Here is a 9,806-nt window from a genome sequence, read left to right on the forward strand (position 1 = left end):
GTTGCGCCGAGCGGGGTGCGCACGGCAGCCACGGTGTCCCAACCAAGTGCTTCGGTGGCGTTCTTGATCGACTCTTCCTGCGTCCAGCCCCAGGTGTAGTCGGCGGTCAGGTGATAGGCGCGGCGGTCCTTGCCATAGGATTCGCCCAGAACCGGTGCGAGGCCGATGCCCGACTGGTAGGCGTTGAAGAAGTGGCGGAAGCCATAGCGGCGCTTGTCCTTGCCGGTGGTGTCGTTGGAATGGGTCAGGCCCGCCATGAAGATGACGCCCATTTCCTGGCAAAGACCCTGCACGGCAATGGCTTCGCCCGACGACGAACCGCCGGTGATCATGATGGCGCCATCGCGCTCGATCATGCGGGTGGCGCCGGCGCGGGCCACGTCCGACTTGGTCTGGCTGTCGGAGGACACATAGGTGACCTTCTTGCCCAGGATGCCATTGCCCTTGAGGGCAGACGGCTGCATCACGTTGAGGAGGCCGCCGTCGCCTTCGCCGTTGAGGTGGGCGATGGCCAGTTCATAGGCCTTCTGTTCGTCGGCGCCTTCTTCGGCATAGGTGCCGGTCAGCGGCAGATTGAGGCCGAAGACGACGGTGTCGCCGGTGGGATTGTTGCAGAATTCCTGGGCCCAGGCGCCCTTGGTGAAAACGAGAGGGGCAACGCCGGTGCCGATGATGCCGGCCATGCCGGTCTGCAGGACACGACGTCGCGAGAAGCCACGCTTCAAAATAGTCATTGATCTCCTCCTGATGCGAGGGCAGCCGGTACATTGCCGGAGCCTCAACGCTGGCGAGATATTTGCTGGATTTGAAAATGACGGCAATATCCCATTGTAATTCAACAATAATTCTGTAAATTGTTGTTCTGGATCGAACGCGATCTAGTAAATTCGTTTGCAAGTGCAGTTTCGGGGAGGGAACGGCAATGCGGGCGCCCATCGGGTTTCGCATCTCCAACCGCAGGAAATCGCTGAGGATTTCCCAGGCGGCGCTGGCGCGCATGGTCGGCATCTCGCCGAGCTACCTCAACCTCATCGAGAACAACAAACGCGACATTGGCGGCGCACTTTTGCAGCGCGTGGCCCTTCATCTGCAGATCGAGACGGCGGACCTGACCGGCGACGACGAGCAGAAGCTGCTGCAGGATCTCGAAGAGGCCTATGCCGATCCCGTGCTCGAGTCGCTCGACTTTCAGCCCGACGAACGACGCCAGCTGGTCGCGCAATATCCGGGCAGCGCCGGCGCCATCGCGCGCCTGCACCGCGCCTATACCAATGCCGTCGCCAGCGCCGACAGCTACGCCGACCGGCTGCGGTCCGATCCGCTGCTGAGCCAGTTGCTCCACCAGATTTTGTCCGGGATCACCGCCGTTCGCTCGAGCGCCGAAATTCTCGAAGACGTGCCGGACCTCGACGAGGCCGAGCGCCAGCGCTTTCTCGGCGCCATCGGTCGAGAAGCACGCGCATTGAGCGATGTGGCGCGCAGCCTCATCGGCCAATTCGATAGCAGCAGTCGCGTCCCCGGCAGCGTCTCCGCCCTGCGCGAGATCGACGACCTGATCATCGAGCAGCAGAATTATTTCCCGCACCTCGAGCGGGTCGCCGAAGACCTAAGGCTCGAACTGGACGGGCAGGGCGCCTTTGGCCCCGCCTTGCTCACCGAGGCGTTGGAACGCCGCTTTGGCGTCACCACCCGCGTTGGCGGCTCGCCGGGCATCGAGAATTTCCCAGGCCAATATCGCTTCGTCGCCGACGAACGGGTCATGTGGTTTCAGGGCTCGACAACGCTGGCGACCCGGCAATTCCAGCTCGCGCGCCTCCTCGGCGAATTGACTGCCGGCGAAGTGCTGCGCGAAACGCTCGACGCCGCCACTCTCACCAGCCCCACGACGCGGCGGTTGGCGGCCCGAGCCATGGGCTCTTATCTGGCCGGCGCCATCATCTTCCCCTATTCGCGCTTTCTCGCCGAGGCCGAGGCGCTGTCCTATGACGTTGACCAGCTTCGGCAGATATTCAACGGCAGCTTCGAGCAGGTAGCCCACCGCCTGGTGTCGATGCGCCGGCCGGGCGAGGAGGGTATTCCTTTCGGCTTCCTCCGTTCCGACCCCGCCGGGCGGCTGACCAAGCATTTTCCCTTGCCCGGCCTGTTGCTGCCGAATTCGGGCCATGCCTGCCCGCTCTGGTCGATCTACGGCGCCTTTCGCCAACCCGACACCCTGCTGCGACAGGTGGTGCGCTTCTCCGATGGCTCGCGCTATCTGTTCCTAGCGCGTGCCCTCCAAAGGCGGCCCGGCTCCTATCGCGAGCCCCCAACGCATATCTCGATCATGCTCGCATGCGACGTCCTCCATGCCGATCGCACGGTCTATGCATCGGGGCTCGATCTCGACGATCACGAAGCCGACGTACCGGTCGGACCGACCTGCCGGCTCTGCACCAGACGCGATTGTCCGGCACGGCAGGAGAAGATGATCACGCCCGACGGACCGCGCTCCGTCACCCGCCTGCCACTGGTGCCGCAAGAATTCGGCCTTGGCGATTCCGCCTGATTGGGTTTTAGTGTGCGCGTTCGCGGAGGGGAGACCGGGAACACCTGGGGGGAGATTTGGCCATTGATATCCTGATTGCCGAGGACGAGCCGTCTATTCTGGAATCGCTGGATTTCATCCTGCGCCGCGCCGGCTGGAGCATCAGCTCCGTAACAGATGGCGACGCAGTGCTTGAGGGCGTGCGCCGGTTGAAGCCGCGCATGCTGGTGCTCGATGTCATGCTGCCCAAGCGCAGCGGCTTCGACATCCTGAAGCACCTGCGAGCCGATGCCGACACGGAAAACCTGCCGGTATTGATCCTCACGGCCAAGGGTCAGCAACAGGATCGGCGCATCGCTGAAGAGCTGGGCGCCAATGGCTTCGTGACCAAGCCCTATTCCAACGCCGAAGTGGTGGGAGCCGTGCGGAGCCTTTTGGGCGAAGATGGCGGACAGGCGTAAGATCGTCGGCCGCATGTTCGTGTTGACCGCGGGCGGCCTGCTGCTGCTGGTGCCGCCGCTGGTGCATGTCTTCAACCACGACTTCACCGTCTTCGGCGTCCCGCAGATCGTCTTTTACCTGTTCGGGGTCTGGCTGGCGCTGATCGTCGGCACCGCCGTGCTGACCAGCCGATTGCCACCGGAGCGGCCGGCAAATGGCGCGGAGGGCGAGGGCTAGATGCTGTCGGCCGACTTCGTCATCGCGACAGCGGTCGCCTATGTCGGCCTCCTCTTTGTTCTCGCCTATCTTGGCGATCGGCGGGCCCGGGCCAAGCCGCGCTCCTGGCTCAACTCACCGGCGGTCTACACGCTCTCCATCTCGGTCTATTGCACCAGCTGGACCTTTTACGGTGCCGTGGGAAATGCTGCCCGTAGTGGATTGGAATTCCTCACGATTTATCTCGGCCCGACCATCGTGTTCGTCGGCTGGTACTTCCTCCTCAGGCGCCTCGTTCGCATCAGCCACATCTATCGCATCACCTCGGTCGCCGACCTTCTGTCGTCGCGCTTCGGCAAGTCGAGCCGGCTCGGCGTGTTGGTCACCTGCATCGCCGTCATCGGCATCGCGCCCTATATCGCGCTGCAGCTCAAGGCGGTCACCTCGTCCATCCAGGCCGTCGCCGGCTCCTCCGAATTCGGTCAGGGCAGTCTCAAGGGGATCGACGATGTCGGCCTTGCCCTCGGCGTAGCGGCCGGCATGGCGCTCTTCACCATTCTCTTCGGCACGCGCCACGTCGATGCCAAGGAGCAGCACCACGGCGTCGTCGCGGCCATCGCCTTTGAGGCGGTCGTAAAGCTCACCGCCTTGGTCGCCGTCGGCGTCTTCGTCCTCTTTATCGGCGGCGGCTTCGAGGGCATTTTCAGCCAGGCAGCCGCCAAGGGCGTGGTGGTCGATACCTCCAGCAGTTTCGATAGCCGCTGGCTTACCACGCTGACGCTGTCCATCGCTGCGATCGTCTGCTTGCCGCGCCAGTTCCAGGTGACGGTCGTCGAGAACTCAGACGAAAACCACCTGCGCGTCGCCGGCTGGGCCTTCCCGGCCTACATGCTGCTGATGAGCGTCTTCATCCTGCCCATTGCCATCTATGGGCTTGCGGTGATGCCCGAGGGCTCAAATCCCGACATGTTCGCGCTGACCCTGCCGCTGGCTGCCGGGCAGAACGGCCTCGCGCTCTTCGCCTTCATCGGCGGTTTTTCATCGGCCACCTCGATGATCATCCTCGAATCCATCGCGCTCTCGATCATGGTTTCAAACCACATCATCATGCCGCTGGTGCTGCGCTTCAGCCCGCCCGAATATGGCGACGGGCAGGGGGTAAGCCGCGTGCTTCTGGTCGCGCGACGCTTCTCGATCATGCTCATCCTGTCGCTGGGCTTTTTCTACTTCTTCTTCACCCGCGATTCCGACGCGCTGGCGCCGATTGGTCTCATTTCCTTCACCGCCATCGCCCAGTTCTTCCCCGCGCCCCTGGCCGCGATTTTCTGGAAAGAAGCATCGCTCAAGGCCGTGTCATCCGCCATTTTGCTTGGCTTCGTCACCTGGGCATGGTGCTGCTTCCTGCCCTCGTTCGATTCCGTCTCGCCCGCCGTCTCGCAGCTCCTGCAGGATGGCCCCTGGGGCATTTCCTGGCTGCGCCCCGAGGCGATGTTCGGGCTCGAAGGCTGGGACCCGCTGGCCCACGCCGCCTTCTGGAGCCTCTCGGTGAACATTCTCACCCTCACCATCGGCTCCCTGCTGACGACGCCCTCGGCGCTGGAGCGCATCCAGGCCACGGCCTTTGTCGACGTGTTCCGCCGGCCCAACCTGCCGCAACGCGCCTTCGCACCGGGCTCCGCCACCGCCAACGACCTCTATTTCGTCGCCGAGCGCGTTCTGGGCGAACAGCGGGCAGCGGCACTCTTCGATTCCGCTGCGCGCGATAGCGGTGTCGACCCCATCGGCTTCGAACCGACGCCCGAATTCGTCGGCCGCCTGGAGCGTGAACTCTCCGGCTCCATCGGCGCGGCCTCGGCGCACGTCATGCTCTCAAAGGTGGTGGCGGGCAGCGACGTCTCGCTCGAAGAAATGATGCAGATGGCCGACGAGGCCCAGCAGGTCATCGAATATTCGCAACAGCTGGAAAAGACCTCGGCCGAACTGCGCCTGACCGCCCAGAAACTAGAAGATGCCAACGCCCAGTTGCGTCAGCTCGACAGCCAGAAAGACGAATTCCTGAGCCAGGTGAGCCACGAAGTGCGCACGCCGATGACCTCGATCCGCTCCTTCTCCGAAATCCTGCTCGATACAGACGCCCTCGACGCCACCCAGCGTCAGCGTTTCGTCGCGACCATCCATCAGGAAAGTCTGCGGCTGACCAAGCTCCTCGATGAAATCCTGGACCTTTCGGCCCTCGAACGCGGCGAGCGCAACTGGCAAAGCCAGCCGGTAGATGCAGACGCGGTTCTCGACCGCGCCCTCTCGGTCTGCGACGCGCTGCTGCGCGAAAAGGGCATGCGGGTGGATCACGGCCAGCGGGCCGGTCGCACCATGGTGGCGGGCGACCCCGACCGGCTCTGTCAGGTGTTCATCAACATCATTTCCAACGCCGTACGCTATAACGACGCGACCGATCCCATGGTGCGGATCACCTCGGCGGTCCGATCAGGCAATTTCGTCGTCGAGGTGGCCGATAACGGCCCGGGCATCGGCAAGTCCGAGCGCAAGCTGATCTTCGAGAAATTCTCCCGCGGCCAGCGCGGCGCCATCGATCAGACGGGGGCAGGACTGGGGCTGGCGATCAGTCGCCAGATCGTCAAGCGCATGAACGGTACCCTCGACCTGGCGCCCAGCCCGCTCCCGGGCGCCTGCTTCCGCCTGCGTTTGCCAATCATCCGCCGATAGAGGTCACGTACCCTCGTCGGGTATTTTCAGAATATGCCCGCAGGCCTTGCAGTGGACGGCGTCGGGCTCATGCTTGGAAAGCCCGCATTGCGGGCAGGGAAAATTCACCTTGGCCGGGCGGAAGATCAGCTGCGCCAGGCGCACGAACAGCGAAATGCCCATCAGCATCACTGCGATCGACACCAGCTTGCCAAAGGTGCCGGGCAGGGTGATATCGCCGAACCCGGTCGTGGTCATCGTCGTCACTGTGAAATAGAGCGCATCGACATACCCCGCGATACCGCTCTGCTCGTTGACGAAGGCGGTATAGACAAAGCCCGTCACCACGAAGATGAAGACCAGGAGGTTGATGACCGCCTGAATGGTCTCCTGATAGGCCCCGAGCCGCCGCTTGATCAGCGGGCGCCAGACCACAGTCGATTTGCTCAGCGTCCAGAGCCGCAAGATGCGCAGGAAGCCGAGGTTGAAGAGCCAGGTAGGCGCCAGCAGCGTCACCAGAATAAAAATGTCGATGATGACAGGCGGCTGCCGCAACCAACGCAGGAAATCGGTGCTGGCCAGCGCCCGTGCCGTCAGCTCGATGGCGAGCAGCGCGGCGATCGAATAGTCAATCCATAGGAAGTAGGCCCGGTCCCGCAACAGCGGGCTCGCAATGAAAAAGGCAATGATCGCAAGGTCTACGATCATCACCGTTATCTGGAAGCGCCGCGCGCCCGGGGTCTGGGAGTGATAAAGAATGCGCAGCTTTTTTCGCAGCCGGGCGAGCCAGTCCCGCTCGGCATGTGGATCGGTCGTCTCCGGCTCGCTCGTCGTCAGGGCCTTGTTCCTCGCCGTATATCAGTCGAGCCAGCTAATTCCCGAAGGTTGAAAACCGCGTTACCGGCGTCGTGGTCCCATTGCCGGTCGGTTGGCCGCTCGATGCGCCGCCCGAACTCGGGGCCAGCGTGGCAGGAACGTCTTGCCGCTCAGGAGGTTGCGCGCATTGCCCCGCACCGCTGACCCTGAATTGGCTGAGGAGCGGGGTCTGGAATCGCGCATAGCGGAATTCCTGGCTCAGCGGCCCGTGGCTGGGATTGGTGTGGTCGATCAACTGCGCCAGCGAGGCATTGACACTGCCAAGCGCACAGCGCGCCATCAGTTCCTGGCACTGGCCCGAAGTGGCGCAGAGCCGCACCGCCCCCTCATAGAGCATGAGATCGGTCTGGCGCGGCCCGACGTTGAAGTCGAACTTGGTGCCACGCACGGCGATCGAGGCGGTCGGCGTCTTGATCGAATAGGCCGGTTTGGGGCTCTGTCCGGAGATGAAGCGGAAGCTGCCCGCCAGCGCATTGATGGCGAACTTGTCGGCCGTGCTGCCATTGAAGAGATAGGATTCGATCACCAGGGCGCTGCCCGGCCCAACCACTAGTCGCGTTTTGTCTGAAAAGATGATCTGCACTTGTCCCGAAGGCCCGGTAACCACCTGTTCGCCCAGCGAAATATCGGCGCCAACGGTAAGGATGCGATCCTTGCCCGAGAGTCGCACCGAAGCGTCCGGATTGACCCCCACAGCCTGCCCATCGGCCGCAAAACCGGGCGCTGCAAGCAAAAGCCCGACGAACAGAGGCAATACGGTATTCAAGGCAAGTCGAAGCATGACAGACTCCACGCTGGAACAATCTTCGATTAGGCCGGGACTTCCCGTTATTGCCGAGCATACCAAACGGCGAACCTGTTGGAAACTTGACCACTTCGCCTGAACGGGGCCTGAAGGTTGCTCCTTGCGGCATGTCGCGCTATGAGCAGCGCCACCCTAGCGTCCGGCCGTCCGGCAGAAGGAAACCTATGAAGCTGGCATTCGTCATCCCCGCCTACAACGAAGAGGCGCTGATCGGTAAGTGCCTGGAGTCGGTGGCAGCGGAGATCAAGCGCTCCGGCGTGCCGGCCGATGTGATCGTGGTCAACAACGCTTCGACCGATCGCACGGGCGAGATCGCCCGCAGCTTCGCCGGTGTCCGCGTCGTGGATGAGCCCAAGAAGGGCCTGGTCAATGCCCGCGATGCCGGCTTTGCCGCCAGCGAAGGCTATGACCTGATTGCCAATATCGACAGCGACACCCTCGTGCCGGAAGGCTGGCTGACAACGGTGATGAAGGAGTTCAACAAGGACTCCAAGCTCGTCTGCCTCAGCGGCCCCTATATCTATTACGATATGGCCCCGCATAACCGCGCGCTGATCTCGGCCTTTTACGGCCTGACCTACCTCATTTACCTCCTCAACCGCTTCGTGCTGCGCGTCGGCTCGGTGGTGCAGGGCGGCAATTTCGTCTTCAAGCGCGATGCCTGGGTCAAGGTCGGCGGCTATGACCGCTCCATCGAGTTCTTCGGCGAAGACACCGACGTGGCGGTCCGCCTCTCGCGCGTTGGCGGGGTCAAGTGGACCTATGCGCTCAAGATGAAGACCTCCGGCCGCCGCCTCGAAAAGGAAGGCGTATTCCAGACCGCAGCGACCTACACGCTGAACTTCTTCTGGGTCACCTTCCGCGGCAAGCCCGCGACCATGGACTACAAGGACGTGCGCAAGGATTGATCGCCCGGCTTTACGGGGGGTATCTACATTTTTAGGAATCATCCTTAGGATCGATCCCAGGCCGCATCTCGCGGCCGGGATGCGCCGCGGATGACGATTGCCTCGCATTTTCCCGTTGTATCGCAGGCTCAGGCTGGTTCGATGCTGCGGGCGCTTGCATTGGCGCCGGGCCAGACCGTCGAGGGACGGGTGCTGGGCCCGGGTCCAGACGGCGCCACCATGGTCCAGGTTGGTCGGCAGGCCATGACGCTCTCTCTGCCCGGCGGCGCGCCGGTCGGCACCATGCTGACCCTTGGCGTGCAACAGGCCGACGGCCATTTGCGCCTGGCACTCGTAACCAGCCGCCCGCCGCCGATCATCCCCCAGAATACGCCGGCCACCAGCGTCGAAATTTCCCAGCAACCCGCCGTGTCGCAGGGCCCCTTGACCTATGGCCCACCCGCCGGCCTCGCCGCTGCACCGGCAGCCGCCGCCGGCATTGCAACGGCTCCGGGCCTCGCTGGGGGCGTCGCCGCACCTGCCGCCGCCGCGCCCGCGTCTCCGGTTCAATCCGGCCCGCCGGGAGCCCCGGTCATTGCGCCTCCGGGACCAGCCGCGCCCACGTCCGGCCCAGTGCTGCAAAGGCCCGGCTCGACACCCTATGGCATGGCCGGCCTTGGCTCGGCACCATCCGGGTCCCCCCAGCTTTCCACGCCGACGCCGGGCGCTCCAGCCACACCGCAAACCGCCGCGCTCGCTCAAATGGTGCAGCAGGCCCTGCCGTCCCAGGGTAGTATCGGCGCCGTCACCGGCATGCTGGCTGCGACCGTCGGCAAGCTCGGCCTGCCCGAACCGGTCCTGAAGGCTGCCCGGCAAATATTGGGCAATCAACTGGTCTCCGAAAACGGCAAGGTGGATGCCGGCGCCTTGAAGACGGCCCTGCGCAATTCCGGCGTTTTCCAGGAGTCAGCGCTGTCAGAGGGCAATGCGGCTCGTGCCGGGGCTGATACCAAATCGGGCCTTCTCGCCATGCGCCAGGGCCTCGCCCAATGGCTCGGCAACGCGCCGCAAGTCGCGCAGGTGGCTCAGATACCGCCGCCGCTCCGCCACGTCCTGCCGCGTGCCCGCCTGCCTGACATGCCGCAAACCGATCTGCCAACCGACCCCGAAGAGCTCGGAAAACTTCTCCTGGAGCGTACGGAAGGCGCCTTGTCGCGCATGCGCCTCCACCAGCATGCCTCGCTCCCCGATGCCCAACGGGGCGGCGACAGTCAGTGGAGCATGGATCTGCCGGTGCTCGTCGGCCAGCATCAGGCCATCCTGCAACTGCAGATCCACCACGATGGCGGCGGCG

Annotated in this window: 9 protein-coding genes and 1 pseudogene; 7 read left to right on the forward strand and 3 right to left on the reverse strand. The window is 63.8% G+C overall.

Annotated elements, in window-relative coordinates; genetic code table 11:
* Positions 1–734 (reverse strand): ABC transporter substrate-binding protein (locus J0I64_RS05570; RefSeq protein WP_291406619.1); only part of this gene is annotated, 734 nt, incomplete at its 3' end.
* Between the two features lie 188 nt (positions 735–922).
* Between J0I64_RS05570 and J0I64_RS05575 the strand changes: the two genes are divergently transcribed.
* From J0I64_RS05575 to J0I64_RS05590, 4 genes are read left to right on the forward strand one after another with little or no spacing between them, the layout of a single operon-like run.
* Positions 923–2,545, forward strand: coding sequence for a short-chain fatty acyl-CoA regulator family protein (locus tag J0I64_RS05575; protein ID WP_291406620.1), 1,623 nt, complete (start codon positions 923–925; stop codon positions 2,543–2,545).
* 56 nt (positions 2,546–2,601) lie between these two features.
* On the forward strand, positions 2,602–2,985 hold the full coding sequence (locus J0I64_RS05580; RefSeq protein WP_291406621.1) for a response regulator: 384 nt from the start codon (positions 2,602–2,604) through the stop codon (positions 2,983–2,985).
* Positions 2,969–3,202: a hypothetical protein gene (locus J0I64_RS05585; protein ID WP_291406622.1), complete on the forward strand. Its 234-nt coding sequence runs from the start codon at positions 2,969–2,971 to the stop codon at positions 3,200–3,202. The genes J0I64_RS05580 and J0I64_RS05585 overlap by 17 nt, the downstream gene beginning before the upstream one ends.
* The gene (locus tag J0I64_RS05590; protein WP_291406623.1) at positions 3,203–5,905 is read left to right on the forward strand and encodes a sensor histidine kinase; all 2,703 of its coding nucleotides are present in this window, start codon (positions 3,203–3,205) and stop codon (positions 5,903–5,905) included.
* 3 nt (positions 5,906–5,908) lie between these two features.
* Here the strand turns inward: J0I64_RS05590 and J0I64_RS05595 are convergent, their stop codons facing one another.
* Positions 5,909–6,661 carry an ion channel gene (locus J0I64_RS05595; RefSeq protein ID WP_291406627.1) on the reverse strand — a complete coding sequence of 251 codons (753 nt, stop codon included), beginning with the start codon at positions 6,659–6,661 and terminating at the stop codon, positions 5,909–5,911.
* Here J0I64_RS05595 and J0I64_RS05600 point away from each other — a divergent pair.
* Positions 6,642–6,773 (forward strand): hypothetical protein, encoded by a 132-nt coding sequence (locus J0I64_RS05600; RefSeq protein WP_291406624.1) that lies wholly within the window; start codon positions 6,642–6,644, stop codon positions 6,771–6,773. The genes J0I64_RS05595 and J0I64_RS05600 overlap by 20 nt on opposite strands.
* On the opposite strand, the gene J0I64_RS05605 is transcribed toward J0I64_RS05600, so the two are convergent.
* The gene (locus tag J0I64_RS05605; protein ID WP_291406625.1) at positions 6,756–7,541 is read right to left on the reverse strand and encodes a FecR domain-containing protein; all 786 of its coding nucleotides are present in this window, start codon (positions 7,539–7,541) and stop codon (positions 6,756–6,758) included. The two genes, J0I64_RS05600 and J0I64_RS05605, sit on opposite strands and share 18 nt — an antisense overlap.
* Before the next feature lie 188 nt (positions 7,542–7,729).
* On the opposite strand from J0I64_RS05605, the gene J0I64_RS05610 reads away from it, so the two are divergent.
* Positions 7,730–8,473 (forward strand): glycosyltransferase family 2 protein, encoded by a 744-nt coding sequence (locus J0I64_RS05610; RefSeq protein ID WP_291406626.1) that lies wholly within the window; start codon positions 7,730–7,732, stop codon positions 8,471–8,473.
* A 90-nt stretch (positions 8,474–8,563) separates the two neighbouring features.
* A pseudogene (locus J0I64_RS05615) lies at positions 8,564–9,806 on the forward strand (hypothetical protein); the annotation flags it as partial.

This window comes from Devosia sp. (genome assembly GCF_017307565.1).
Lineage (GTDB): Bacteria > Pseudomonadota > Alphaproteobacteria > Rhizobiales > Devosiaceae > Devosia.

Excerpts from the sequence above, each read along its gene's own strand:
- J0I64_RS05610 (WP_291406626.1), top strand. The coding sequence starts at position 7,730 with ATGAAGCTGGCATTCGTCATCCCCGCCTACAACGAAGAGGCGCTGATC.
- J0I64_RS05605 (WP_291406625.1), bottom strand. The coding sequence starts at position 7,541 with ATGCTTCGACTTGCCTTGAATACCGTATTGCCTCTGTTCGTCGGGCTT.
- J0I64_RS05600 (WP_291406624.1), top strand. The coding sequence starts at position 6,642 with ATGCGCAGCTTTTTTCGCAGCCGGGCGAGCCAGTCCCGCTCGGCATGT.
- J0I64_RS05585 (WP_291406622.1), top strand. The coding sequence starts at position 2,969 with ATGGCGGACAGGCGTAAGATCGTCGGCCGCATGTTCGTGTTGACCGCG.
- J0I64_RS05590 (WP_291406623.1), top strand. The coding sequence starts at position 3,203 with ATGCTGTCGGCCGACTTCGTCATCGCGACAGCGGTCGCCTATGTCGGC.
- J0I64_RS05575 (WP_291406620.1), top strand. The coding sequence starts at position 923 with ATGCGGGCGCCCATCGGGTTTCGCATCTCCAACCGCAGGAAATCGCTG.